This is a genomic window from Desulfomicrobium aestuarii (assembly GCF_055385525.1).
In genome coordinates, this window is sequence record NZ_AP042427.1 from 3426429 (window position 1) to 3450861 (window position 24433).

Consider the following 24433-nt stretch of genomic DNA (forward strand, 5'->3'; position numbering starts at 1 on the left):
GGAGGCCCCATGTTCGATATGACAGCGACCGTGCTCAGGAACTTCCTGAGCAAGACACATACGCGGCTCTACCCGTTTCAGGTCCGCGAGACCTTCGAGAATGTGCGCGGCAACCTCGACATCAGGATCGAGGAATGCATCATGTGCGGCATGTGCCAGAAGAAGTGCCCGTCCCAGTGCATCACCGTGAACAAGGAGGCCAAGACCTGGGAGGTCGACCCCTATTCCTGCGTGTACTGCGGCATCTGCGTGGACCACTGCCCCACGGACTGCCTCTTCATGCACTCGGAGCACCGCAAGCCGGCCAGGGTCAAGGAAAACAACCAGCAGATCCAGCTTAAGGGACCGGAAAAGAAGAAGAAAGCCCAGGAGTGATTCCGGGGTGTTTCATGCATCGATGCAAGGCCGCTCCCGCGAGGGGGCGGCCTTTTTTCACGGCAGGTAGGCCTTGGCGACGAGGTAGAGGTCGGCGAAGGGCACGCCGGACTTGATGGCCGACATCATGTACATGGACAGGTCCATCTTCAGCTCCGTGGCTTCCAGGATCTCCTTCTTGACCAGGTTCAGGCGGAACTTGACGAAGTCGTAGTCGAACCCGTCGCAGATGAGCGTCAGCCCGTCCTTGAAGTACTGGGAGGAGATGAACTCCTGGTAGTCCAGCAGGGACTCGACCCCGCTGCGCCTGGCCAGCATGCAGTAGAAGATGAGATTGATGATCAGGGCCTCGATCTTGAGCTTGTGGTCGATGTTCAGGAACTTGGCCTTGTTGAGCTCGGAGTTGTCCAGGTTCTTGAGCATGACCTGGGCCACGTCGAAGACCTGCTTCTCGAAGATGGGCGCGATGTGGAACTTGGACAGGAAGCGGATCATGACCTTCTGCGGGTTCTCCTTGGACACGATGCCCAGGAGCCCGATGGCCATGAGGACGTACTTGCGATGCAGCTCGGCCAGGATGTTGCGCTTGCGCACCTGGGCCAGCTCCTCGCAGCGGGAGGCGGGGAAGGACGAGGCGGCCAGCTCCAGCAGGAATCGCACGTGGGGCTCGCGCGTGTGACGGGCCTCCTCCAGCAGGAAGCCGTCGTCCTTTTTTTTGGCGTCGAGGGTCTTTTTCACGGACAGCCAGAAGGCGGCCACGCCCTCGACGGGCATCTCCATGAGGTCGAACTCCTTGGGCGCGTCGATGGAGCGGGCGCTGGCCCCCAGCAGGAGCTGCGAGACCTGGTCGTTGATGTTCCCCGCGCCGTTCATGGGGCTAGTCGAAGCAGAATTCGAGGGTGAAGGTCCCGGCTTCGCAGGAGAATGGGATGGCGATGGCCAGGGCCGAGGTCATGTGGGCGATGGTGTGGTTGTCGCCCATGATGACCGAAGGGGTGGAGCCCTGGAGCTTCAGGCCCATGTCCACCAGGCCGACGCGGGCCTGGCCGGAGATCATGTTGGTGATCTCGCCAACGGCGTCCTGCACGTCCTGCAGGATGTCCTCGATGGCGTCGCCGAGCATCTGCTTGACGATGTGCACGGCGGTCTTGCGGTCGAAGGATATGGAAAAGGTGCCGTGCTTGTCGCCCGTGATGCCGATCACGGCCGAGACGTCGCCGCGGGCCATCTTGTCCTTCTTGATGTAGGGCGTCCCCGCGACGACGTCGAGGGCGGCCATGGCGGCGAGCACGTCCTTGGTGGCTTTGATGAAGGGCTTGGCCAATGCTGGGTCCATTTGGGTCTCCTTGGGGCGCGTGAACTGTGAAGACTTCACACCGTGGAATCTCATAAGGACAATTCGCGCCCCGGGTCAACTCCCGGCGCAGACGCGGCGCGGATGCGCCGGACACCCCCGCTCTGCGGGGAGTTGACCGGGACGATCCCTGGGCGCAATGATCCTTCGGGACGGCATTTCACCAAAAAAGGAGTACGACGTGGAGAATAGTCTGGAGCGGAGGGTGCTGGATCACCTGTGCCGGGTCTACGGCCTCGGGCTCGAAGAGGTTCGGGAACTGTACGCCATCGGGCGCGACACGGTCGGCGGAACGCTGGGCAGCCTCGAAGAGGCCCAGGCCCGTGAAGACTGGTCCGGAATGGCCGACGCGGCGCACATGCTGAAAGGGACCTTGTTCAACATGGGGCTGCAGGAACTGGGCGAAGCGGCCCGGAACCTGGAGATGGCCGCCAAGGAGGCGCGCACCGCCGAGGCCCGGCGGCTCCATGCCGAGCTAGGCCTCCAGCTGAAGGAATTTCGCGTTCCTGCCGCAGGCGCCTAGTCGTGGTGATGGTGCGGCTCGTCCCCCAGGGGATGGGCGTGCACGTGGCGGTGCGGCAGGTGGGGAATGTCGGTCAGGAGGCGGCCGTCCTTGATGGTCATGAACCGCGTCGTGGTCTGCGCCAGGAAGTCCCAGTCGTGGGAGATGATGATGCGCGCCGTGGGCAGGGCGTCCAGGATTTCGATGATGCGCTCCCGGGTCTGCGGGTCCAGGCCGTTGGTCGGCTCGTCCAGGAGCAGGGCGCTCGGCCGCATGGACAGGATCGTGGCCAGGGAGACGAGCTTCTTCTCGCCGCCCGAAAGGCGGTGGGTCAGGCGGCTTCCGAAGCCCGCAAGTCCCAGTTCCCGAAGGGTTTCCTCCGCCCGCTCCCTCGCCTCCTCGGCCGACAGCCCGAGGTTCAGGGGGCCGAAGGCCACGTCGTCGAGGACCGTGGGGTTGAAGAGCTGGTCCTCTGCGTTCTGCATGACGAGGCCGACTTCGCGGCGCAGGGCGCGGAACTGCTTTTCGCCGCTGATGGGGGCGCCGTGGAACAGCACCCGTCCCGCCGAAGGCGCCACGAGACCCATGATGACATGGAAGAGGGTCGTTTTACCGCTGCCGTTGGTCCCGTAGAGGCCGATCTTGCGGCCGGGGTCAAAGGCGAAGCTCACGTCGCGCAAAACCTCGCGCCCCGAAGGGTAGGCGAAGGACACGTTTTCCAGGGCGAAAAGGGACGGTTCAGACACCAAGAACCTCCGGGTACAGATCCATCACGGTGAGCGCGGCCGTGGCCGCCAGCCAGAACAGGGCGAAGACGGCGTCACGTGCCCGGGCCCGGAAGCGGACCACGGAGGCGAAGCGCCCGGAGAAGCCGCGCAGGATCATGGCCTGGTAGACGCGCCCCGAGCGGTCGAAGCTGTTGACCAGGACCATGGCCAGCAGATGGGCGATGGTCCGGTAGCTGTGCATGCCGGTCCGGGGTACGAAGCCGCGCAGCCTGGCCGCCGTGATCAGCCGCCGCCATTCGTCGGCGATGACGTGCAGGTAGCGGTAGGTGAAGAGAAACAGAAAGACCAGCTTGGGCGGCACGCCGAGTCGGTCCAGGGCATGCCCCATGGTCGGGGCGTTCATGGTCGCGACCATGGCCAGGAAGGCCAGCAGGATGGCGTTGGACTTGAGGGTCACGAGCCAGGCCATGGCCACCCCCTCCCGGCTGAAGGAGATCGGCCCCACGGCCAGCAGCTCCTGGCCGGGCATGGTCGCGGGAACGGTGGCCCACAGGAAGAGGATGAAGACATTGACCGCGGCCAGACGCCTGATCAGCAGGCATGCGGGCGGCAGGCTGGCTGCCAGCGCCGCGGCGGCCAGAGCCAGGGCCGCCGCAGCGGCCGCGGGGTCGCGCAGCAGGGCCACGCATAGGGAAAAGAAGGCAGCCGAGGCCAGGCGCACCCTGGGGTCGAGCCTGTGCATGGGCGAGTCGCCCTGGGCGAAGGGTTCGTCAAACACGTGACCGGCTCTTGAAGTAGGCGGCCACGCCGACAAGGCCGAAAATCCATCCGATGCCGCCGATGATTTCCCGCACTCCGGGTCCATCCTCCGTCCGTTCCAGCACGGCGCGCCTGATGGGCGCGAGCTTGGCGTCGAGGGCGGCGTTCACGATTTCCTCCACGTCGCCGCGCGACAGCGCTCCAGGCGCTGGAACGGCCGCAGGTGCTGGCGGCACCTTTGCGCCGACCGTCTGCGTCGCGTCAGATGCGATGGCTGGTCCCGATTCTGCGTCCATGAATTCCGCGGCATCGACAACCCACTCGTTCTGATGACCCTCGCCGGCCTTCAGCACGATGCGCAGTCCGGAACCCGTTTCTCTGGCCGTTTCGGGCACGGGAAAACGGAAACGGCCGGCCTCGTCCGTCTCCCCGGCCAGCAGGGTCTCCCCGCTTTGCAGGCTCAGTACCTCGATGGTGCCGCGGTTGACCCGCTTGGACTTGCTGTAGCTGCACTCGACCACCACCTCTCCAACCTCGACATAGGCGAAAACGTTGACCCTGTGGGCCAGGGCCGCGTTATGGGTCAGCAGGGCGAGGACAAGGGGCAGCAGAATGCGGGACATAACGCTTCTCCTCATGCGGTTCAGGCGAAGTTCAGAATTTCCGGCCGCACCCGGGCCAGAAAGGACACGGCCAGCACGGTGACGATCCCTTCGGCGATCATGACCGGGATGTGGGCCGCGAACAGGACCTGCGCGGCCCGGAGAAAGCCTTCGCTGGTGAAGGACAGGGACAGGGCGGTCAGCAGTCCGGCTCCGGCTACGGACATGGCGCCGCAACAGAACGCGCCGACGGTGCGCAGGCGCCCGGGTTGAGCCAGCAGGGGGCGCAGCAGGTAGAAGCACAGCACGGCCGGGAAGGCCATGTTGAAGGCGTTGACACCCAGGACCGTGAACCCTCCGTACTGGAAGAGCACGGACTGCAGCACCAGGGCCACGAGGATGGCCGGGAAGGCGGCCCAGCCAAGAATCACGCCCACGAGGCCGTTCAGGATCAGGTGGGCGCTGGCCGGGCCGATAGGCACGTGGATGAGGGAGCCGACGAAAAAGGCCGCGGCCAGGATGGCCACGGTCATGAGGCGGTCGTAGTCCAGGCGGCGCAGGCCCACGGCCGTTCCGGCGGCGGCCAGGGCCGCACCGGCGCCCAGGATGGCGGGGGAGAGGACCCCTTCGGAAATGTGCACGATCAGCTCCCGTATGTTCCGGCCTGCCCCGGCCGCATGTCCGGCGCTCCGGGAGGCTGCCCGGAGCGCCGTCTCGAAAGAATGTCTCGAGGCAGTCGTGTAGCCCTACTTGCGCACGGGTTCAAGAAATTCCGTCCACAGCACCGCGCCGAGCTCCACATCCTTGGGCTTGCCCTCGTGGTCCATCTTCTCGTCCGCCGTGTTCAGGGCGGCGAAGCCCCACCAGCCCGCAAAGGGCACGCCGTAGGTGAACACGCCGCCCTCGTCGGCCTTGACGACCTGGGTGATCATGTAATCGTTGGGGGCTTCGTGCCTGCCGTCACGGTTGTAGAACTCCACCTCGACCATGGCTCCGGGCACGGGCTTGCCGTCAAGGAGCACCTGGCCCTGGAAGACGTTGCCCGCATAGTTGCCGAAGGGACGGGTCAGGGGCACGATCTCGGTCTTGAGGCCCAGCGGCGCGTCCCACCCCTCCTCCTCTCCGAAGGCCGGTACGACGGTCTTGGTGTAGTGGACGATGAAGCAGTCCTCGGCCGGCTCCCAGTAGGGCTTGGGCTCCATGACGAACTGGTACACGCCGGGCTTTTTGACGGCGTACGCGGCGCTCCAGGCCTCGTGCTCCATGACCTTGGCGGGCTTCAGGGCCGGCAGCAGGTCCTCGGCCGCTCCATCGACAAAGACCTTGAAGGATGCGGGGGAGGCCAGCGGCATGCCGACCATTTCCATGGGGTGGGAAAAGGACAGGGTCAGGGTTAACGATGCGTCCTTCTTGTCCGCGACGCTGCCCGCGGAGGGAATGAGCATGCCGAAATGCGCCAGGGCCGAGTTGGCGGCGCAGAAAACCAGGGTGAAACAGAGCAGTAGGATTCTCGTCATCGCGGCGCACCTCCTGTCCCGGACCCGCGCGTGGAGTACGGCTGGCTCCGGAAATTGCGTTAAAAGAATATTGAACTGAAGAAAATGCCGAAAAAGTAACACTCAAAATAAAATCATAATACTCGGAGATGAATTACAGCCGAGACGTGATCGTTGTCAATCATGATTTTGGGGGGTTGCGTGAGAAAGAGGTGAAAACGCAGACCGCCCGGATGTGGTGGCTCATCCGGGCGGCTTGCGCAAGCTTCATGCGGGTTTTTTGGGCTTGGAACGCCGTGCGGGAGGAGCGGTCGCTGCCCTGTCGCCGTGTGCTTGCTTGCGGCGGGGTGGGGCCTCCGTCCTGTCGTGTTCCGACCGCCTTGCTGCCGGCTCGGCATGTGCGCCGGATTTCCTGCCCGGGCTTCGAGGCTTCTTGTCGGCAGCTTCCCCGTGCCGGGTTTCCGGGCGGCGCGGCTCCTTTTCAGGCTTCTGGGCCGCCGGGGTCGTCTTGCCTGTCCTGCGCGGTGAGCCGGGGGCGGCCAGGCCGCGTTTGCGCGGGGCCGGGGCCAGGGGCTGTGCGCCGGACCCGTCGGACGGGACCAGGGCGCCGCGCACCATGCGCACGGGCTCCATGGAGATGTCGAGTTCTTCGGAATAACGTCTGGCCAGTCTGGCTTCCGCCTCGGTCAGCAGGGACAGGACGAGCCCGGCGGCCCCGGCCCGGCCGGTCCGTCCGGCGCGGTGCAGGTAGTCCCGGCTCTGGCTCGGGGCGTCGACGTTGACCACCAGTTCCACGTCCGCGATGTCCAGGCCGCGGGCCGCGATGTCCGAGGCGATGAGCACCCGGGCCCGGCCCTTTCGGAAGCTGTCCAGGGCGGACTGGCGCTCGAACTTGTCCCTGGCCCCGTGCAGGTCGGCCACGGCCAGTTGGTGGTAGTCGAGGCGCTCGGAGATGCGTTCGGCGCTGGCCCCGCGGTGTACGAAGACGAGGGCGCGGCTGGGTTCGAGGCCTCGCAGGGCCTTGCGCAGCCACTCGATCTTGTCCCGCTCCTCGCACACGAGGTAACAGTGGCGGATGGAGGGGCTGATGCCCGCCTGCACGCGCACGAACTTGAGGTCGGGGGCCAGGCCCTTGGCGATGCGGGTCGTGGCCGGGCCTTCGGTGGCCGAGACGAAGACGAAGCGCGTATGCGGCCCCAGTTCGCCGGTAATGCGCCGCACGTGTTCGAGCCCTTCCTCGATGAGCAGGCGGTCCGCCTCGTCGAGAACCAGCCAGGTCGTGTCGCGCAGCTTCAGCTTGCCCAGGTCCAGGAGATGGGTGATGCGGCCGGCCGAGCCGACGACGATGTGCGGCTTTTTCTTCAGCCCCTCGATCTGCCGGCTGGCGGCCGCGCCGCCGATGAGGGACTGGACCCTGATCCCGAGGCCGGCCTCCGCCGAAAGCTCCTTGGCCACGCGGTTGATCTGCATGGCCAGCTCGTGTGTCGGGGCCAGGATCACGGCCTGCACGTGCGGGCTCTGCGGGTCGATGCCCGCCAGGATGGGCAGGAGATAGGCCAGGGTCTTGCCTGACCCGGTCCGGGAGATGAGCATGGCCGATTCGCGGGCGGCGAGCGTGGGCAGGGCGGCCTCCTGCACGGGCAGGGGTTCGCGCAATCCACGTACGGCCAGGGCCTGAACGAGCGGTATGGGTAATCCGAGTGATTCGAATGACATAGAGTTCCTTTGAGTGCGGCTTTCGGCCGGCGGTGAAGGCTGCGGGTCCGGGCCCGCAGCCGGCGGGGGACGATCCGGCGTGCGGGCTAGTCGGTCTTGAACAGTTCGGGCTTCCAGGCCAGGACCCGGTTGCGTCCGGCTTTCTTGGCCTGGTACAGGGCCTGGTCGGCTTGTTCAAGGAGCATGTCCATGCCACCGTCCCCTTCCTCGGGCGAGGGGATCGTGGTCACGACGCCGATGCTCAGGGTCACGTAGGGCGCGGCGTCGGACCCGCAGTGGTCGATGCGCAGATCCCGAACGGCCTGCCCCAGCACTTCGGCCATGTGTCGGGCCCCTTCGGCGTCTGTGCCCGGCAGGATGGCGGCGAACTCCTCCCCGCCGTACCGGGTCAGCAGGTCGGCCGGACGCTGCATGTGCAGCTGCATGACCGCGGCCACGCCGATGAGGCACATGTCGCCCTGCTGGTGGCCGTAGGTGTCGTTGTACTTCTTGAAGTGGTCCACGTCGGCCAGCATGATGGACAGCGGGGTCTGCTCGCGCATGGCCCGCCGCCATTCCTGCTTGAGGTAGGCGTCGAACATGCGTCGGTTGGCGATGCCGGTCAGGGCGTCGTTCAGGGAGAGCTGCGTGAGCTGTTCGTTGGCCCGCTGGAGCTCCACGGTGCGGTCGTTGATGGTCTGGACCAGGGAATCGAGGCTCTTGGCCAGGACTCCGATCTCGTCCTTGCGGTCGAGGTCGAGGCGCAGGGAATAGTCGCCCTCCGCCTGCAGCTTGACGGCATGGTCGGTCAGGCGCTGCAGAGGCCTCAGAACCACGGCCTGCATCATCAGGTTCAGGATCACGAGCACGGTCACGCCGGAGCCGATGACCAGGAAGACGGCGTAGCGGATGCTGTCGATGCCCTTGCGCGTCGTTTCGCGGGGAAAGAGGTACTGGACTCCGAAGAGGGTCTCGCCGGCTTCGTTCTGGAATCCGGCACAGGACACCATTTTGTCGCCGTCGTCCTTGGTGTAGTAGGTCAGGTTGCCGGTCTGCATGGGCTTCATGCCCGACGTGCGGCAGAGGAAACGGGCGTTGTCGAAGGGGTCGACGATCTCGAAGGACAGGCGGGTCTGCTCCTTCAGGGTTTCGAGCATGGTTTCGTTCAGGAAGCGTCCCATGATCAGGAAGCCGTTGGCGGGACCGGACCCGTCGGAGCGCAGCACTTCGCGGGTGGCGAAGAGCATGGGCCCGGCTTCGGTGTTGAATATGCCCCTTTTTCCCCTGCCGCCCTCGGGGGAGGGGTGCAAGGCGAGCGTCGTGTGCGCCGGGTCGATGCGCCCCTCGGCCATGAAGCCGAGCTGCAGGGTGGTCTTATCCTCCAAGTCGCGGACCCGGCTCCAGACGATGTTGCCCCTGGTGTCGCAGAAGACAAGCAGATTGAGGGAGATGTTGTCCAGGGAGTCGTCGCTCAGGTTGCTCTCGATGAACCCTTCGTAGCCCGTGGCCATGAAGTTGTGGGAGTCGTTCCACGTGGCCCAGTCGCGGCACAGGCGCTCCACGTGGTAGGTTTCGCGGTCGATGGCGTGGAAGATGCGTTGCAGGTTCTCGCCTGCCTCGCGATGCTCCAGTTCCAGGAAGCTCGGGTAGATGACGAAGCGCTGGACGATGAAATCCGCTATCCCGAGGGCGGCGAAAAGAACGAAGATGATGAGGAAGACCTTGGTTCTGATGGACATCGGGACTCCTTGAACCTATTTGAGCGCTGCGTTTTCCTCGCTATCCGAGTTCTCCCCGAGGGACAAGCGGCAAGAAGCAAAGGCTTGCGTTTCCTGCGCAACACGGCGTAAGGCCCATGCGTCCGTCCGGGCTTTGCGCCCGGGGCGCAACACTTCTGCGGATGGGAAAGATGCTCGAACTCGTCACCGTCGCCACCATCACCATTCTGGCCGTCATCAGCCCCGGCGCGGACTTCGCCATGGTCACCCGCAACAGCATGGTCATCTCCAGGCGTGCCGGGGTGCTGACCGCCGTCGGCATCTCCATGGGCGTGCTGGTCCATGTTGCCTACAGCCTTCTGGGGGTGGGCCTCGTCATCTCCCGGTCGGAGATGCTTTTCGGCCTGATCAAGTATCTGGGTGCGGCCTATCTCGTCTGGCTCGGCGTCGGCATGCTGCGGGCCCGGCCCGCGGAACCCGGCGCGGCGACACTTCCCCCCCTGTCCGACTTCGGCGCCTTGCGCCGCGGTTTTCTGACCAACGCCACCAACCCCAAGACCACCCTCTTCGTGGTCAGCCTGTTCACCCAAGTGGTCAGCCCCCGGACCCCCCTGCCGGTCCAGCTCGGCTACGGGGCGTTCATGTCTCTGGCGCACCTGGCGTGGTTCGTCCTGGTGGCACTGGCCTTTTCCTCGGTCCCGGCCCAGCGGGTCGTCGCCTCGGCCCGGCACCATGTGGAGCGGGGCATCGGGGGCGTCCTGGTCTGCCTGGGCCTGACCCTGGCTTTGGCCTCGCTGCGGCAGGCGTGAGGACCGACCTTTCGCACAAGGAGAATGCATGGCTGCGGAACTGAAACCAGAGGTGAGCTTTGAAGAGTCCTTCGGTCTCCTGGATATCCGTCTCGGGCGCATCATCGAGGCCGAACCCTGCGCCGAGACCCCCAAACCGACGTACAGGATGGTCATCGACTTCGGCAAATACGGCCGCCGCACGAGCTACGGACGTTTCACCTCCCATCCCGTGGACGAGGTCGTGGGGCGGCTGGTGCTCGGGGTGCTCAACTTTCCGCCGCGACAGATGGGGCCGGTAGTCTCGGAAGCCCTGGTGCTCGGCGTGCAGTACCCAGGCAGGGACAGCGGCGAGGCGACCTTCGTCTCTCCGGCCGTGAACGCCAAGCTCGGCAGCAAGCTCTTCTAGGCCGCGCCCATGAAACCCTACCTCTACGCCATGGGCGCGGTGCTCTGCTGGGCCAGCCTGCCGGCGGCCACGGGCAGCGGCCTGGACGGCCTCTCGGTGCCGGAACTGCTCTTCTTCAGCTTTGTGCCGGCCGCGCTGTACCTGGCCGCGCAGGAAATGGTCATCTCGAAGCGCGCGGCCATCCCCTGGCCCTCGCCGCCCATGGCCGCCCTGGGCCTCGCCGGCATCTTCGGCTACCACGCGGTCTACTACCTGGCCCTGGACCGCGCCCCCCTGGTGGAGGGGGCCATTCTGACGACGACCTGGTCCTTCTGGATCGTGGTCTTTTCGTCGGTTCTGGCCAAGCGCCGCCTGTCCCTGCCCGTGCTGGCCGTGGCCCTGGCCGGGCTCCTGGGGGCGGGGCTGGTCGTGTCCGGCGGCAGGAGTCTGCAGTTCGACCCGGCACACCTCCCGGGCTATGCCCTGGCCCTGTGCTGCGGCCTCATCTGGAGCAGCTTCTCCGTTGCCCTGTCGCGGCTGCGGCCCGCCAGGGACTACATGCCCGCCTTCACCGTCCTGGCCGCGGCCTGCTCGACCGCGGTCTACGCCGCCGGCGCCCCCCAGGGGCTGCCGCCCACCGGCGCGCTGCTCTCGGCCCTGTATCTGGGACTCGTACCCCTGGGCCTGTCCTTCACCCTCTGGAACCGGGCCGTGACCACGGGCAACATGACCGTCATCGGCTACCTCTCCTACCTCACCCCTCCCCTGGCCGTGCTGCTGGCGGCACTGGCCCGCGGCGCCGCCGTGACGCCCCACGCCGTGATCGGCATGGCGGTCATTCTCGTCGCCGCCTTCGTCGGGCGGCGCATCGCCTGAAGGCGAGCGCGGGGCATCGAACGCGACCGGCGTCCCCGGGGGAAAACCGGCTCGGCGTGGGCATATTGTCGGACCGGGGGGCGGCGCCGGGCACCGGTTTCCCGGCATTGTCTTCCATACCCTTATTTGCTACGAGCGCTTGTTTCTCTGTTTTCGCCGAACCCCAACTTTCATGGAGCATCTCATGGCCCGACCAAAAACCGCATCCCCCGAAGACGCGCGCCGCGAAGCGCTGGAAACCGCGCTGGCCACCATCGAGCGCCGCTACGGCCAGGGCTCGGTCATGCGCCTTTCCGACACGTCCCATCAGGTCGTCCCGGTCATCCCCACGGGATCCATCGGACTGGACCTGGCCCTGGGCGTCGGCGGCATCCCGCGCGGCCGTGTGACGGAGATTTTCGGGCCGGAATCCTCGGGCAAGACCACCCAGGCCCTGCACATCATCGCCGAGGCCCAGAAGCGCGGCGGCGTGGCGGCCTTCATCGACGCCGAGCACGCCCTGGACATCAATTACGCCCGCAGGCTCGGGGTCAAGACCGAGGAACTGCTCATCTCCCAGCCCGACTACGGCGAGCAGGCCCTGGAGATCGCGGACATGCTGGTCCGTTCCGGCGCCGTGGACGTGGTCGTGGTGGACTCCGTGGCCGCCCTCATCCCCCAGGCCGAGCTGGAGGGGAGCATGGGCGAGACCCAGGTCGGCAGTCAGGCCCGCCTCATGTCCCACGCCATGCGCAAGCTGACGGGCACCATCCACAAGTCCCGCACCTCCATCATCTTCATCAACCAGCTGCGCATGAAGATCGGCATGACCGGCTACGGCAGCCCCGAGACGACCACGGGCGGCAACGCCCTCAAGTTCTACGCCTCCGTGCGCATGGATCTGCGCCGCATCCAGACCCTGAAGGACAAGGAGGAGTCGTACGGCAACCGCGTGCGGGTCAAGGTGGTCAAGAACAAGATGGCCCCGCCCTTCCGCGAGGCCGAGTACGACGTGCTCTTCGGCACCGGCATCTCCCGCGTGGGCGAACTGCTCGACCTGGGTGTGGAGCAGGGCATCGTCGAGAAGAGCGGCGCCTGGTACGCCTTCGGCTCCGAGCGCCTGGGCCAGGGCAAGGAGAACGTGCGCGCCTTCCTGCAGGACAACGACGAGCTGCGTATGCAGATCGAACGCGCCCTGCTCGAACACCTGGGCATGCCCGTGCCCGAGGAAGCGTCCGCGGCGGCGCCTGCCGAGTAGTTTCGGCTGATTTTCAGCAATATCAAAGGTATGGATTTACCCTGCTGGGCACACGCCCGTCTTCGCGGGAATGACATCGTGCTATGACGGCAATGTTGCGTCATTCCCGCGAAGGCGGGAATCCATGCCTTTCACCATATCATGCCCTGACGAAAACGGGGATCAACGAGGTAAAGAACGTGATCAGCGCCGGTGAAATCCGCAAACGGTTTTTGGAATATTTCGAGAAGCACGGCCACAGCGTGCAGCCCAGCTCATCCCTGGTCCCCCAGGACGACCCGACCCTGCTTTTCACCAACGCCGGCATGGTCCAGTTCAAAAAGATCTTCCTGGGCCAGGAGAAGCGCGACTACACCCGGGCCGCCACCTCCCAGAAGTGCCTGCGCGTGGGCGGCAAGCACAACGACCTGGAGAACGTCGGACGCACGGCGCGCCACCACACCTTCTTCGAGATGCTCGGCAACTTCTCCTTCGGCGACTACTTCAAGGCGGACGCCATCCGTTTCGCCTGGGACTTCGTGACCGTGGAGCTGGGCTTGGACAAGGAGCGCCTCTACGTCTCCATCTTCCGCGACGACGACGAGGCCGGTGAGCTGTGGCAGAAGGTGGCGGGCGTTCCGGCCGAGCGCATCTTCCGCCTGGGCGAGAAGGACAATTTCTGGGCCATGGGCGACACCGGCCCCTGCGGCCCCTGCTCCGAGATCTACGTGGACCAGGGCGCGGACATGGCCTGCGGCCCCGACTGCGGCATCGGCAAGTGCGACTGCGACCGGTTCCTGGAAATCTGGAACCTCGTGTTCATGCAGTTCAACCGCTCGGCCGACGGGACCATGACGCCCCTGCCCAAACCGAGCATCGACACGGGCATGGGCCTGGAGCGCATCACGGCCATCTGCCAGGGCAAGCGCTCGAATTTCGACACCGACCTCTTCCAGGGCCTGATCCAGGCCATGGCCAAGAAGGCCGGCGTGGCCTACCGCCAGCATGCCGACTCGGATACGGCGCTTCGCGTCATCGCCGACCACAGCCGCTCCATCGCCTTCCTGCTGGCCGACGGCATGCTGCCCTCCAACGAAGGCCGCGGCTACGTCCTGCGCCGCCTGATCCGCCGCGCCTACCGCTTCGGCAAGCTGCTGGGCTTTGGCGAGCCCTTCCTGTGCGAGACCACGGCCCAGGTCGTGGCCGAGATGGGCGCCACCTTCCCCGAACTCGTGGCCGGCAAGGACTTCATGGTCCGCGTCGTGCGCCAGGAGGAGGAGCGGTTCGGCGAAACCCTGGACAAGGGCCTGCGCATCCTCGAGGACGAGATGGCGAGCCTTGCATCCGCCGGGAGCAGGACCATCTCGGGCGAGACGGCTTTCAAGCTCTACGACACCTACGGGTTCCCCCTCGATATCGTCAACGACATCGCCGAGAAGCAGGGCTTTGCCGTGGACGAGGCGGGCTTCCGCGAACACATGGCCGTGCAGAAGAAGAAATCCAAGGAAGCCTGGGCCGGCTCCGGTGACAAGGGCCTGGCCGGGCAGTTCGCGGCCCTCATGGGTTCGGGCCTTGAATCCGCCTTCATCGGCTACGACTGTCTGTCCGCCGTGAGCCGCATCGTGGCCCTGCTGGACGCCGAAGGCCAGCCCGTCGAGCGACTGACCGGCGGCACGGGCTTCATGGTCACGCTGAAGACCCCGTTCTACGGCGAGTCCGGCGGCCAGATGGGCGACACGGGCCGGGTGCAGGCCCCCACGGGCGCGGCCCGCGTGGTCGATACCCTGAAGCCCGCGCCGACGCTCCTCGTGCACAAGATTGAGGTTAGCGGCGGCGAGATCCTGGCCGACCAGGAAGTGGAGCTTTTCGTCGAGGAAGGCGAGCGCGTGGCCACGGCCCGCAACCATTCCTCCACCCACCTGCTGCACGCGGCCCTGCGCCGGGTGCTGGGCGAACACGTCAAGCAGGCCGGCTCCCTGGTGGGCCCGTCGCGCCTGCGCTTCGACTTCACCCACATCTCCGGGCTTTCGGCCGAGGAGCTGCAGCGGGTCGAGGACGAGGTCAACCGCGCCATCCTGGCCGACGCGCCCATCACCACGCAGGTCATGTCCTATGACGCGGCCGTGAACGAGAAGCAGGCCATGGCCCTGTTCGGCGAGAAGTACGAAGCCGACGTGCGCGTGGTCGAAATGGCCGGCGAATCCGTGGAGCTGTGCGGCGGCACGCACCTGGAGTCCACGGGCCAGGCCGGTTCCTTCGCCATTCTGTCCGAGGCCGGCATCGCAGCCGGCGTGCGCCGCATCGAGGCCCTGACGGGCTGGGACGCCCTGCGCCACTGGCAGGCCCAGCGCGAGGAGGTCCGCAACGCGGCCGCCCTGCTCAAGGCCGCACCGAACGAGGTGTCGAAGAAGATCGCGGCCCTGCAGGACCAGGCCAAGATCCTGTCCAAGGAGCTGCAGGCCCTGCAGGCCAGGGTCATGTCCGAGAGCGGCAAGGACCTGGCCTCCGAGGCCAAGGACATCGCCGGCATGAAGGTGCTGGCGAAGAAGGTCGCGGCCCCGGACATGAACGCGCTCAGAAACCTCATGGACGACCTGCGCTCCAAGATATCTAGCGGCATCATCGCCCTGGCCGCCGAGATCGACGGCAAGGCCATGCTGGTGCTGGCGGTCAGCAAGGACCTGCACGGGCGCTACACGGCCCCGGCGCTCATCAAGGAGGTCTCTGGAGAGATCAAGGGCGGCGGCGGCGGGCGTCCCGACCTGGCTCAGGCAGGAGGCTCCGAGCCGGCGGGCATCGACAGGGCTCTGGACAGGCTTGAGGCGTTTCTGGCGCAGTGACGGGGAAGGGCCGCCTCTTGGCGGCCCTTTCGTTTTCGGCTACGGACGGTCGGTAAGCGTCAATCGATAATCTTTTTAAGGACCCGTCTTGGTCCTAGACCACGACGCTGATCATCGGGGAGACGCTGCGCAGGTTGGCCTGTTGGCCGTAGGCCATGGCGCCCAGGCGCCGGGTGGTCGGGTTGGGGGCGTAGTCACCGGCCGGCTTGTAGGGCGAGACGTGCTGAGTCAGGTACTGGAGCTCAAGTTCCTGGGCGAAGTCCTTGAGGATCTTGGGTGCGGGCTCGTCGGCGAAGGAGATGTTCTGAGTGCTCAGGCTGACGCCGAGCTTGCCGAGCTGCACGCCCACGGTGCGTGTGGAGACGCGGGCCGAAAGCATCTGCCGTGACAACCCTGAATTCCACTGCGCGTCGGAGCCGATGCTCTGACTGGAATACGCGCTGATGGTGTCTGGGGTCATGGACATATCCTTCCTTTGAGGGTCATATTTCTTTACAATCGCCCAGGAAGTTTGACAAGCAGCGGTGAAGCGGCGGAATTCTGGGCCACTTGTTCAATAAGACGCCCCGGTTAGGGCATGGAGGAATTGGTGAGCACTACCATATTGAAAAAAAGAATTCTCATCCCCGGCCGGGTCACGGAGATGACCCTGGACGCACCCGAGATCGCGGCCAAGGCCAAGCCGGGCAATTTCGTCATCCTGCGCGTGGCGGAGGACGGCGAGCGATTTCCGCTGACCATCGCCGACGCCGATGCCGGGAAAGGGACCATCACCATCGTCTATCTCGTCCTGGGCAAGAGCACGGCCATTCTGGACAGTCTGGGCGAAGGCGATGCGGTTCTCGATCTGTGCGGGCCCCTGGGCCGGGCCACGGACATCCACAAGGTCGGCACCGTCATCTGCGTGGGCGGCGGCACGGGAATCGCGGCCATGCACCACATCGCCAAGGGCCATGCCCAGGCCGGGAACAAGGTGGTCTCCGTCATCGGCGCGCGTTCGGCCGATCTGCTGCTGTTCGAGGAGGAACTCTCGAAGTTCAGCCACGAGGTCCTGATCGCCACGGACGACGGCAGCAAGGGCCAGAAGGGCTTCGTGACCCAGGTTCTCAAGGAGCGCCTGGAGTCGGACCCGGAGGTCAAGGAGGTCGTGGCCGTGGGCCCGGTGCCCATGATGCGCGCCGTGGCCGAAGTGACCCGTCCCTTCGGCGTGAAGACGGTGGTCAGCCTCAATTCCATCATGGTCGACGGCATCGGCATGTGCGGCGCCTGCCGCGTGCGCGTGGACGACTCCATCCGCTTCGCTTGCGTGGACGGTCCGGAGTTCGACGCCCACAAGGTGGATTTCGGCGAGCTGATGATGCGGCTGGGGTCGTACGTTCCGCAGGAAAAACAGTCCTACAAGTGCTACTGTGAGTGCCATGGCAAAGAAAGCTAAACTCCTCCCCCGCGTTTCCATGCCCATGCAGGACCCCCATGTCCGCAGCGGCAACTTCAACGAGGTCGCCCTGGGGTATACCCTGGAGCAGGCGCAGGCCGAGGCCAGGCGCTGTCTGCAATGCAAGAACCCCACCTGCCAGGCCGGATGCCCGGTCGAGGTGGACTGCAAGGCCTTCATCCGCGAGGTGGCCGAAGGACGGCTCGACGAGGCCTACAAGGTCATCAAGGTCACCAACAGCCTGCCCGCGGTCTGCGGCCGGGTCTGTCCCCAGGAAAAGCAGTGCGAACTGCGGTGCAAGCTGAACCCCACGGGCCAACCCATCGCCATCGGACGCCTGGAGCGTTTCGTGGCCGATTCCTACTATGCCGTGAACCCCTGCGACGCCATCACCGGCGGGGATGACTGCAAACTCCTGCGCGAGGACCTGAAGGTCGCCTGCGTGGGCTCGGGCCCGAGCAGCCTGACTGCGGCCGGCTACCTGGCCGCCCTGGGCGTGTCCGTGACCGTCTTCGAGGCCCTGCACGAAGTCGGAGGCGTCCTGACTTACGGCATCCCCGAGTTCCGCCTGCCCAAGGCCATCGTGCACACGGAAGTGGAGTTCCTGAAACGCATGGGCGTGGTGTTCAAGACCAACTGGGTCGTGGGCAAGACCGTGTCCATCCAGGACTTCTTCGATCAGGGCTACAAGGCCGTGTTCATCGGCGTGGGCGCGGGCCTGCCCAAGTTCCTGAACATCCCCGGCGAGAGCCTGCTGGGCGTGTACAGCGCGAACGAGTACCTGACCCGCGTCAACCTCATGCGCGGCTACAAGTTCCCGGACGTGGACACGCCGGTGGCGGCCGGCCGGCAGGTCACGGTCCTGGGCGGCGGCAACGTGTCCATGGATGCCGCGCGCACGGCCCTGCGCCTGGGCGCCGAGAAGGTGACCATCGTCTACCGCCGCACTAAGGAGGAGATGCCGGCCCGTCTCGAAGAACTCGAGCACGCTCTGGAGGAGGGGGTTATCCTGGAGAACCTGGCCGCTCCCGTGGCCTTCAACGGCGACGAGAAGGGCCATCTGCGGAGCCTGACCGTGCAGCGCATGGAGCTGGGCGAACCCGACGCCTCGGGGCGGCGCAAGCCCGTTCCCGTGGAAGGGGCCTTCTTCGACATCCCCACGGACCTGGCCATCCTGGGCATCGGTACGGGGCCCAACCAGGTCCTGCTGCGCGAAACCCCGGAGCTGACGCTGAACAAGTGGGGCTACATCAAAGCCGACCCCGAAACCGGCGAAACGGACATCCCCATGGTCTTCGCCGGCGGCGACATCGTCACCGGCGCGGCCACGGTGGTCCTGGCCATGGGCGCGGGGCGCAAGTCTGCCCGGGAAATCGCGCGCAGGCTCGGCCTTCTCTAGCTTGTCACTTTCGGCTTCTCCCGCTACACAACCGGTTCCGGGCATCGGCCCGGAACCGGTTTTTTGCGCAGTGGCGCACGAACGTGAAACCGTCATCACCTCCCGCGCAACGCGACGGGATCATCCTTTGGAATATATATGGCTCAATACGTTGGTGTTTCTTTCAGACGCCAGGGACAGATATACTTTTTCCTGTCCACCCCCTTCGTGCTGTCCATGCACGACATGGTCCTGGTCAAGACCGAGGAGGGCATCGGCTTCGGCGAGATAGTGGCCCTGCGCGACGACCTGCCCGAAGGCGTGGACCCGGAAGCCGTCAAGCCCATCTACCGCCCGGCCACGGCCGAGGACACGGCCATCGACCGTGAAAACCGGGAGCTGGCCAGGGAGGCGCGCAAGTACTGCCAGCGCTCCATGGCCCGGCTGCACCTGGACATGAAGCTCGTGGACGTCGAGATCTACTTCGACAAGAGCAAGATGATCTTCTATTTCACGGCGCCGGGCCGCGTTGATTTCCGGGAGTTGGTCAAGGATCTGGTGCGCAACTACCGCACCCGCATCGAGCTGCGCCAGATCGGTGTGCGCCACGAGACCCAGATGATCGGGGCGCTCGGCAACTGCGGGCAGATGTGCTGCTGCCGCCGCTACCTGCGCCGATTCGAGCCCGTGACCATCAAGATGGCCAAGGACCAGAACCTCTTCCTGAACCCGGCCAAGATCTCGGGCGTGTGCGGGCGGCTGTTGTGCTGCCTGGCCTACGAGAAGGACAACTACGCCGATTTCCAGAGCCGGGCCCCCAAGCTCGGCCGCCGCTACATGACCACCCAGGGCCCCATGAAGACCATCCGGGCCAACATGTTCCGCGACTCCGTCAGCGTGGTGACCGAGAACGGCGAGGAGCTGGATTTTTCCCTGACGGACTGGGCGGCCATGGTCCTGCCGGATCAGCCGCGCGGAGCCGCGCAGGACGATTCCTCCGATGACGTACCCGCCGAGCTGGCGGCCCTCATGGATCCGGAGGTCAGGGGCCAGGCCGGGCGGCAGGACCGCCGGCCCAAGCCCATGCGCAAGGAGAACCGCCCGCGCCCGGGCGGCGACCGCCAGCCGCGTCCCGACCGCCAGGAACGGGCGGACCGACCGGACCGTCCGGATCGCGCCGAGCGCCAGGACCGCTCCGAAAGAGGGGAGCGTCCCGAGCGTCCGGATCGCCAGGATCGGGCCGACCGGCCCAGACCACGGCCCGAAGCCCAGCCCGGAGAGGGCGGCGAACGCAGGCCCGAAGGGTCAGGCCAGCCCCGTGACCGCAGGGACGGGCGCCCCAGGGACAAGCGGCGCAGGTCAGGCCCCCGAAAGGACCAGGCCCCCAAGCCCACAGAGCAGCAATAACCTCCGGCAGACAAGGAGCACAGCGTTGAAACCGTTTTTCATTTCAACTCCCATCTATTACGTGAACGCCCGGCCGCACCTCGGGCACGGATATACGACCATCGTCGCCGACAGCGTGAGCCGATTTCACCGCCTGAAAGGCGATGCCACGTTTTTCCTCACGGGCACCGACGAGCACGGCGACAAGATCGTGCAGGCAGCCGAGGCCAACGGCCAGGATCCCAAGACCTATTCCGACGCCGTCAGCCAGCTTTTCAAGGATCTGTGGCCCGAACTCGAGGTGTCCAACGACCAGTTCATCCGCACCACCGACGCCCGCCACAAGCTCTGCGTGCGCCACGTGCTGCAGCAGGTCTTCGACAACGGGGACATCTACTTCGACGAGTACGGCGGGCACTACTGCTTCGGCTGTGAGCGCTTCTACACCGAGAAGGAGCTGGTGGACGGCAAGTGCCCGGACCACCAGACCGTGCCGACCTTCATCAAGGAGAAGAACTACTTCTTCCGCATGAGCAAGTATCTGGAGCCGCTGCGCCAGCACATCGAAGCCAACCCGGACTTCATCCAGCCCGAGCGGTACCGCAACGAAGTCCTGTCCATGCTCAAGGAGGACCTGGGCGACCTGTGCATCTCGCGGCCCAAGACGCGCCTGACCTGGGGCATCGAGCTGCCCTTCGACAGCGATTTCGTGACCTATGTCTGGTTTGACGCCCTCATCAACTACATCTCGGCCCTGGGCTACCCCGATGGCGAGGATTTCCGCAAATACTGGGCCGGCGCCCACCACCTCGTGGCCAAGGACATCCTGAAACCCCACGCCGTGTTCTGGCCGACCATGCTCATGTCGGCCGGCATCCCCCTCTACAGGGGCCTGCGCGTGCACGGCTACTGGACCGTCAACGAGACCAAGATGTCCAAGAGCCTGGGCAACGTCGTTGCCCCCCTGGACATGGCCAAGAAGTACGGCCTGAGCGCCTTCCGCTACTTCCTGCTGTCGGAGATGAGCTTCGGCCAGGACTCGTCCTTCAGCGAGGACGCCCTGGTGGGCCGCTTCAACGCCGACCTGGCCAACGACCTGGGCAATCTTTTCTCGCGCAGCCTGTCCATGACGCACAAGTATTTCGGGGGCGTGGTGCCCGAATGCGGCGAACTGGCGGAACTGGACCGCGAAGTGCTGGAGATCGGACACAACGCCATGGCCAACTTCCAGACGCAGTTCGAGCACTTCCAGTTCTCCCGCGCCCTCAAGTCCCTGTGGGAACTGATCCGCCACCTCAACAAGTACATCGACTCGTCCGCTCCGTGGACCCTGTACAAGAACGGGGACATGAACCGGCTGGGCACGGTCATCTACGTGATCCTCGAAGGCATGCGCAAGGTCGCCCTGCACCTGTGGCCCGTCATGCCGTCCACCAGCGAGACCATGCTGACCCAGCTCGGGATCAAGTTCGCCCTGGAAGGCGTGGACCTGGAGGCCGAGACCTCGTCCTGGTTCGGCCTGGCCCCGGGCACGCCCGTGGCCGAGCGCTCCAACCTCTTCCCCCGCCAGGACCTGGAGCCCAAGGAGGACAAGCCCGCCGAGCCGAAGAAGGCCAAGGCCCCCAAGGAGGCCAAGGCCGGCCCCAAGATCGAGATGGCCTGCCCCGAGTGCATCGAGTTCGAGGATTTCGCCAAGGTCGACCTGCGCGTCGGCACGGTCCTCGAAGCGGCCCCGCACCCTGAGGCCGACAGGCTGCTGGTGCTCAAGATCGATGCCGGGGAGGAGAGCCCCCGGCAGGTCGTGGCCGGCATCGCCGAGTTTTGGAAGCCCGAGGAACTGGTGGGCCGGCAGGTGGTCGTGGTCTTCAACCTCAAGCCCCGCAAGCTGCGCGGCATGGTCTCCCAGGGCATGGTCCTGGCGGTCAAGAAGGAAGGCGGCCTGGCCCTGCTGGGGCCGAGTTCCGGCGTGGTCAACGGGAGCAAGGTGTCCTGATTTTGTGACTGTATTCCTGAGCTGAAAGGCATGGATTCCCGCCTTCGCGGGAATGACGCATCGTTCCATGCGGCAGTTCGGTTTACGGTTAAAGTCCGGTTCCTTCACCCCGCCATGGCGTCATCCCCGCGAAGGCGGGGATTCATCTTCCATAGTAATGAAGCGAGCCCCTGCCATCGTCTGGCAGGGGCTCGTTTATTTGGGCAGGCAATCGGTCAGAACAGGCCGCTGATGACCCCGTTGGCGTCGATGTCGATCTTCTCCGCCGAGGGGATTTCCGGCAGGCCGGGCATGCGCATCATGTTGCCGGTGATGGGCACCAGGAAGCCCGCTCCGGCCGCGATCTCGACCTCGCGCACCGTTGCGACGAAGTCCCGCGGCCGGCCGCGCAGGCCGGGCTGGTCCGAGAGGGAGCTCTGGGTCTTGGCGATGCAGACGGGCAGGTGTTCGAGCCCCAGCCGCCTGATCTTGTCCAGGTCCAGCAGGGCGCCGGGGGCGTATTCCACCGAGGCCGCGCCGTAGACGCGGGTGGCGATGATCTCGATCTTCTCGCGCACGCTCTGCTTCCAGTCGTAGAGGGGCTTGTAGTGGGCCGTGCAGCGGTCGGCCGTGGCCGCGACCAGCTCGGCCAGTTCCTCGGCCCCGGCCCCGCCCTTCTCCCATCCTTCCATCACGGCCGCCTGCACGCCCATGAACTGGCAGTGGTCGAGGATGACCTGGTGCTCCTCGTCGGTGTCCGTTGCGAAGCGGTTGATGGCCACGATGGGCGTCAGCTGAAAGTGGCGCACGTTCTCGACCTGCTTCGACAGGTTCTCAAGGCCCCGGGCCAGGGCCTTGGCGTTGGGCACGGACAGGTGCGGCAGTTCCACGCCCCCGTGGTATTTGAGGGCCCGGACCGTGGCCACCAGGACCACGGCGCAGGGGTCGAAACCCGCGGACTGGCACTTGATGTCCAGGAACTTCTCGCCGCCCAGGTCAAAGCCGAAACCGGCCTCCGTGACCACGTAGTCGGCCAGGCACAGGCCCGTGCGCGTGGCGATGACCGTGTTGGTGCCCTGGGCGATGTTGGCGAAGGGGCCGCCGTGCATGATGGCCGGGTTGCCTTCCAGGGACTGGATCAGGTTGGGCTTGACGGCGTCCTTCAAGAGGGCCGCCATGGCGCCCTGGGCGTTCAGGTCGCGGGCGTGGATGGGTTCGCGGCCGTGGGTGAAGCCGATGAAGATGTCGCCCAGGCGTTTCTTCAGGTCCGGCAGGTCGTCGGCCAGGCAGAGGATGGCCATGATCTCCGAGGCCGCCGTGATGTCGAAGCCCGTCTCGCGCGGCACGCCGTGGGCCAGGCCGCCCAGGCCGCAGACCAGGCGCCTGAGCGACCGGTCGTTCATGTCCATGACCCGCTTCCAGGCCACGGTGCGGCCGTCGAGGTTGAGGGACCTGCCCTTGCTTTGCAGGTTGTTGTCGATGAGGGCGGCCAGGAGGTTGTTGGCCTTCTCGATGGCCGCGAAGTCGCCGGTGAAGTGGAGGTTGATGTCCTCCATGGGCAGAAGCTGCGAATACCCTCCGCCCGTGGCGCCGCCCTTGATGCCGAAGACCGGGCCCAGGGACGGTTCCCGCAGCACGACCATGGATTTTTTGCCGATGCGGTTCAGACCGTCGGAGAGTCCGATGGACACCGTGGTTTTGCCTTCGCCGGCGGGCGTGGGCGTTATGGCCGAGACCAGGATGAGCTTGCCGTACTTGCACTGGTCCTTTTCGGCCAGGTGCAGGGGCAGCTTGGCCTTGTGCTTGCCGTAGGGTTCGAGCTGGTCGTAGCTCAGGTCGAGCTTGGCCGCGATGTCGCGGATGTGCAGCATCTTGGCCTGCTGGGCGATGGAAATGTCGGTCTTGGCGGTTGCGGGCATGGCGCTCTCCTGTCTTATTCGTGATCGGGGCAGAAGGGGCAGAGGCATTGTTCGAGTTCGAGTTCGTAGCCGAAGCGTTCGCGCACGGTCCGGCGGCACAGTTCGACCAGTTCAAGGACGTCCTGGCACGTGGCGTCGCCGACGTTGACGATGAAGCCGGCGTGCTTCTCCGAAACCTGAGCCCCGCCCACGCGGGCTCCCTTGAGGCCGGCCCGGTCGATGAGCTCCGAGGCGTAGGCCCCCTCTGGGCGCTTGAAGACGCTGCCGGCCGACGGGAATTCCAGGGGCTGCTTTTCCTTGCGTCTGGCCAGGATTTCCTTGCGTTTGGCCAGCAGGGCTTCGGGGTCATTTTCGGGCAGGCACCATGTCCCGGCCAGGATGACGGTGTCGCGCAGGGCCAGGGCGCGCCTGTAGCCGAAGCCGCATTCGGCCTTGGGAATCTCGACCACGCGGCTGTCCCGGGTCAGGACCGTGACGCTGTGCAGGCGGTCGCAGATTTCCTGGCCGTAGGCCCCGGCGTTCATGAACAGCGCGCCGCCCAGGGTGCCAGGGATGCCCGAGAGGCATTCGACGCCACCCAGGCCTAGGCGCAGGTTCTCCAGGACCCAGGCGTCCATGACCTTGCCGGCCTCGGCGAAGACGGTGCCGCCGTGGCGCGAGGTGCCCGTCATCTCGCTCGTGGAAATGACGGGCATGCGGATTTCGCCGTCCGGAAAGAGGGTGTTGGCCCCGCCGCCGTGAATCCAGAACGGGCGTCCCTGGGCGCGGTGCAGGCGGACGATTTCGGCCATCTCGTCGATGCTTTCGGGGAAATAGAGGTCCCGGGCCACGCCGCCGATGCGGTAGGTGCAGTAATTTTTGAGGGGTATGTCGCGAAGGTGTTTCATGATTCCTCCCACGTACTCCCGCAGCCGGGAAGGTGCAATATTGCGGTGCGTGCGTCGAGAAGGTAGGGGATGGGCTGAAGCTGGCCGTGAAGGGCCGCGTGGCGCATGCCCAACGCGCA

At 65.8% G+C, this 24433-nt stretch carries 23 protein-coding genes; 11 read left to right on the top strand and 12 right to left on the bottom strand.

From position 1 onward, the window contains the following. Positions 1–9 precede the first annotated feature (9 nt). Positions 10–375 (top strand): 4Fe-4S binding protein, encoded by a 366-nt coding sequence (locus ACZ5AC_RS15770; protein ID WP_464248525.1) that lies wholly within the window; start codon positions 10–12, stop codon positions 373–375. Between the two features lie 57 nt (positions 376–432). Here ACZ5AC_RS15770 and ACZ5AC_RS15775 read toward each other — a convergent pair whose 3' ends face one another. Both ACZ5AC_RS15775 and ACZ5AC_RS15780 read right to left on the bottom strand, forming a co-directional pair. Continuing rightward, positions 433–1248 (bottom strand): hypothetical protein, encoded by an 816-nt coding sequence (locus ACZ5AC_RS15775; protein WP_464248526.1) that lies wholly within the window; start codon positions 1246–1248, stop codon positions 433–435. A 4-nt stretch (positions 1249–1252) separates the two neighbouring features. Next, the gene (locus tag ACZ5AC_RS15780) at positions 1253–1711 is read right to left on the bottom strand and encodes a chemotaxis protein CheX (protein WP_028576384.1); all 459 of its coding nucleotides are present in this window, start codon (positions 1709–1711) and stop codon (positions 1253–1255) included. A gap of 199 nt (positions 1712–1910) precedes the next feature. On the opposite strand from ACZ5AC_RS15780, the gene ACZ5AC_RS15785 reads away from it, so the two are divergent. Next, positions 1911–2252, top strand: a complete 342-nt coding sequence (locus ACZ5AC_RS15785; RefSeq protein ID WP_464248527.1) for an Hpt domain-containing protein — start codon at positions 1911–1913, stop codon at positions 2250–2252. On the opposite strand, the gene ACZ5AC_RS15790 is transcribed toward ACZ5AC_RS15785, so the two are convergent. From ACZ5AC_RS15790 to ACZ5AC_RS15820, 7 genes are all read right to left on the bottom strand, one after another. After that, positions 2249–2977 (bottom strand): energy-coupling factor ABC transporter ATP-binding protein, encoded by a 729-nt coding sequence (locus ACZ5AC_RS15790; RefSeq protein WP_464248528.1) that lies wholly within the window; start codon positions 2975–2977, stop codon positions 2249–2251. The genes ACZ5AC_RS15785 and ACZ5AC_RS15790 overlap by 4 nt on opposite strands. Continuing rightward, complete coding sequence (gene cbiQ / locus ACZ5AC_RS15795) at positions 2970–3737, bottom strand: cobalt ECF transporter T component CbiQ (RefSeq protein WP_464248529.1); 768 nt, start codon at positions 3735–3737, stop codon at positions 2970–2972. Before cbiQ ends, ACZ5AC_RS15790 begins: the two co-directional genes overlap by 8 nt. Further along, a complete protein-coding gene (locus ACZ5AC_RS15800; RefSeq protein WP_464248530.1) occupies positions 3730–4341 on the bottom strand; it encodes a cobalamin biosynthesis protein CbiL in 612 nt (203 codons plus the stop codon). The genes cbiQ and ACZ5AC_RS15800 overlap by 8 nt, the downstream gene beginning before the upstream one ends. Positions 4342–4361: 20 nt before the next feature. Further along, complete coding sequence (cbiM, locus tag ACZ5AC_RS15805; RefSeq protein WP_464248531.1) at positions 4362–4961, bottom strand: cobalt transporter CbiM; 600 nt, start codon at positions 4959–4961, stop codon at positions 4362–4364. A 105-nt stretch (positions 4962–5066) separates the two neighbouring features. After that, the gene (locus ACZ5AC_RS15810; RefSeq protein ID WP_464248532.1) at positions 5067–5837 is read right to left on the bottom strand and encodes a DUF4198 domain-containing protein; all 771 of its coding nucleotides are present in this window, start codon (positions 5835–5837) and stop codon (positions 5067–5069) included. Positions 5838–6083: 246 nt separating this feature from the next. After that, a complete protein-coding gene (locus ACZ5AC_RS15815) occupies positions 6084–7532 on the bottom strand; it encodes a DEAD/DEAH box helicase (RefSeq protein WP_464248533.1) in 1449 nt (482 codons plus the stop codon). A gap of 86 nt (positions 7533–7618) precedes the next feature. After that, positions 7619–9250: a sensor domain-containing diguanylate cyclase gene (locus tag ACZ5AC_RS15820; protein WP_464248534.1), complete on the bottom strand. Its 1632-nt coding sequence runs from the start codon at positions 9248–9250 to the stop codon at positions 7619–7621. A 170-nt stretch (positions 9251–9420) separates the two neighbouring features. Between ACZ5AC_RS15820 and ACZ5AC_RS15825 the strand changes: the two genes are divergently transcribed. The 5 genes from ACZ5AC_RS15825 to alaS all read left to right on the top strand — a co-directional run bounded on the left by ACZ5AC_RS15825 (position 9421) and on the right by alaS (position 15337). After that, positions 9421–10038 carry a LysE family transporter gene (locus tag ACZ5AC_RS15825; RefSeq protein ID WP_464248535.1) on the top strand — a complete coding sequence of 206 codons (618 nt, stop codon included), beginning with the start codon at positions 9421–9423 and terminating at the stop codon, positions 10036–10038. A gap of 28 nt (positions 10039–10066) precedes the next feature. Further along, positions 10067–10426, top strand: a complete 360-nt coding sequence (locus tag ACZ5AC_RS15830) for a tRNA-binding protein (RefSeq protein WP_464248536.1) — start codon at positions 10067–10069, stop codon at positions 10424–10426. 9 nt (positions 10427–10435) lie between these two features. After that, a complete protein-coding gene (locus tag ACZ5AC_RS15835) occupies positions 10436–11281 on the top strand; it encodes a DMT family transporter (RefSeq protein ID WP_464248537.1) in 846 nt (281 codons plus the stop codon). Positions 11282–11465: 184 nt separating this feature from the next. Further along, positions 11466–12518: a recombinase RecA gene (gene recA / locus ACZ5AC_RS15840; RefSeq protein WP_464248538.1), complete on the top strand. Its 1053-nt coding sequence runs from the start codon at positions 11466–11468 to the stop codon at positions 12516–12518. Between the two features lie 179 nt (positions 12519–12697). Further along, positions 12698–15337, top strand: coding sequence for an alanine--tRNA ligase (gene alaS, locus ACZ5AC_RS15845; RefSeq protein WP_464248539.1), 2640 nt, complete (start codon positions 12698–12700; stop codon positions 15335–15337). Between the two features lie 94 nt (positions 15338–15431). On the opposite strand, the gene ACZ5AC_RS15850 is transcribed toward alaS, so the two are convergent. Further along, positions 15432–15797 carry a hypothetical protein gene (locus ACZ5AC_RS15850; protein ID WP_464248540.1) on the bottom strand — a complete coding sequence of 122 codons (366 nt, stop codon included), beginning with the start codon at positions 15795–15797 and terminating at the stop codon, positions 15432–15434. A gap of 129 nt (positions 15798–15926) precedes the next feature. Between ACZ5AC_RS15850 and ACZ5AC_RS15855 the strand changes: the two genes are divergently transcribed. The 4 genes from ACZ5AC_RS15855 to metG all read left to right on the top strand — a co-directional run bounded on the left by ACZ5AC_RS15855 (position 15927) and on the right by metG (position 21529). Next, positions 15927–16772 (top strand): sulfide/dihydroorotate dehydrogenase-like FAD/NAD-binding protein, encoded by an 846-nt coding sequence (locus ACZ5AC_RS15855; protein WP_464248541.1) that lies wholly within the window; start codon positions 15927–15929, stop codon positions 16770–16772. Then, the gene (gene gltA / locus ACZ5AC_RS15860) at positions 16756–18171 is read left to right on the top strand and encodes an NADPH-dependent glutamate synthase (protein WP_464248542.1); all 1416 of its coding nucleotides are present in this window, start codon (positions 16756–16758) and stop codon (positions 18169–18171) included. Before ACZ5AC_RS15855 ends, gltA begins: the two co-directional genes overlap by 17 nt. 138 nt (positions 18172–18309) lie before the next feature. Beyond that, positions 18310–19557: a PSP1 domain-containing protein gene (locus tag ACZ5AC_RS15865; RefSeq protein WP_464248543.1), complete on the top strand. Its 1248-nt coding sequence runs from the start codon at positions 18310–18312 to the stop codon at positions 19555–19557. A gap of 25 nt (positions 19558–19582) precedes the next feature. Continuing rightward, a complete protein-coding gene (gene metG / locus ACZ5AC_RS15870) occupies positions 19583–21529 on the top strand; it encodes a methionine--tRNA ligase (RefSeq protein ID WP_464248544.1) in 1947 nt (648 codons plus the stop codon). Between the two features lie 215 nt (positions 21530–21744). Here metG and ACZ5AC_RS15875 read toward each other — a convergent pair whose 3' ends face one another. Together ACZ5AC_RS15875 and murB are read right to left on the bottom strand one after the other, a co-directional pair. Beyond that, positions 21745–23427 (bottom strand): formate--tetrahydrofolate ligase, encoded by a 1683-nt coding sequence (locus ACZ5AC_RS15875; protein WP_464248545.1) that lies wholly within the window; start codon positions 23425–23427, stop codon positions 21745–21747. Positions 23428–23441: 14 nt separating this feature from the next. Beyond that, on the bottom strand, positions 23442–24314 hold the full coding sequence (murB, locus tag ACZ5AC_RS15880; RefSeq protein ID WP_464248546.1) for a UDP-N-acetylmuramate dehydrogenase: 873 nt from the start codon (positions 24312–24314) through the stop codon (positions 23442–23444). Positions 24315–24433 lie beyond the last annotated feature (119 nt).

Coding starts and splice junctions, on each gene's coding strand:
- ACZ5AC_RS15770 (WP_464248525.1), top strand. CDS start 10: ATGTTCGATATGACAGCGACCGTGCTCAGGAACTTCCTGAGCAAGACA.
- ACZ5AC_RS15775 (WP_464248526.1), bottom strand. CDS start 1,248: ATGAACGGCGCGGGGAACATCAACGACCAGGTCTCGCAGCTCCTGCTG.
- ACZ5AC_RS15780 (WP_028576384.1), bottom strand. CDS start 1,711: ATGGACCCAGCATTGGCCAAGCCCTTCATCAAAGCCACCAAGGACGTG.
- ACZ5AC_RS15800 (WP_464248530.1), bottom strand. CDS start 4,341: ATGTCCCGCATTCTGCTGCCCCTTGTCCTCGCCCTGCTGACCCATAAC.
- ACZ5AC_RS15810 (WP_464248532.1), bottom strand. CDS start 5,837: ATGACGAGAATCCTACTGCTCTGTTTCACCCTGGTTTTCTGCGCCGCC.
- ACZ5AC_RS15815 (WP_464248533.1), bottom strand. CDS start 7,532: ATGTCATTCGAATCACTCGGATTACCCATACCGCTCGTTCAGGCCCTG.
- ACZ5AC_RS15820 (WP_464248534.1), bottom strand. CDS start 9,250: ATGTCCATCAGAACCAAGGTCTTCCTCATCATCTTCGTTCTTTTCGCC.
- ACZ5AC_RS15825 (WP_464248535.1), top strand. CDS start 9,421: ATGCTCGAACTCGTCACCGTCGCCACCATCACCATTCTGGCCGTCATC.
- ACZ5AC_RS15830 (WP_464248536.1), top strand. CDS start 10,067: ATGGCTGCGGAACTGAAACCAGAGGTGAGCTTTGAAGAGTCCTTCGGT.
- ACZ5AC_RS15835 (WP_464248537.1), top strand. CDS start 10,436: ATGAAACCCTACCTCTACGCCATGGGCGCGGTGCTCTGCTGGGCCAGC.
- recA (WP_464248538.1), top strand. CDS start 11,466: ATGGCCCGACCAAAAACCGCATCCCCCGAAGACGCGCGCCGCGAAGCG.
- ACZ5AC_RS15850 (WP_464248540.1), bottom strand. CDS start 15,797: ATGACCCCAGACACCATCAGCGCGTATTCCAGTCAGAGCATCGGCTCC.
- gltA (WP_464248542.1), top strand. CDS start 16,756: ATGGCAAAGAAAGCTAAACTCCTCCCCCGCGTTTCCATGCCCATGCAG.
- ACZ5AC_RS15865 (WP_464248543.1), top strand. CDS start 18,310: ATGGCTCAATACGTTGGTGTTTCTTTCAGACGCCAGGGACAGATATAC.
- ACZ5AC_RS15875 (WP_464248545.1), bottom strand. CDS start 23,427: ATGCCCGCAACCGCCAAGACCGACATTTCCATCGCCCAGCAGGCCAAG.
- murB (WP_464248546.1), bottom strand. CDS start 24,314: ATGAAACACCTTCGCGACATACCCCTCAAAAATTACTGCACCTACCGC.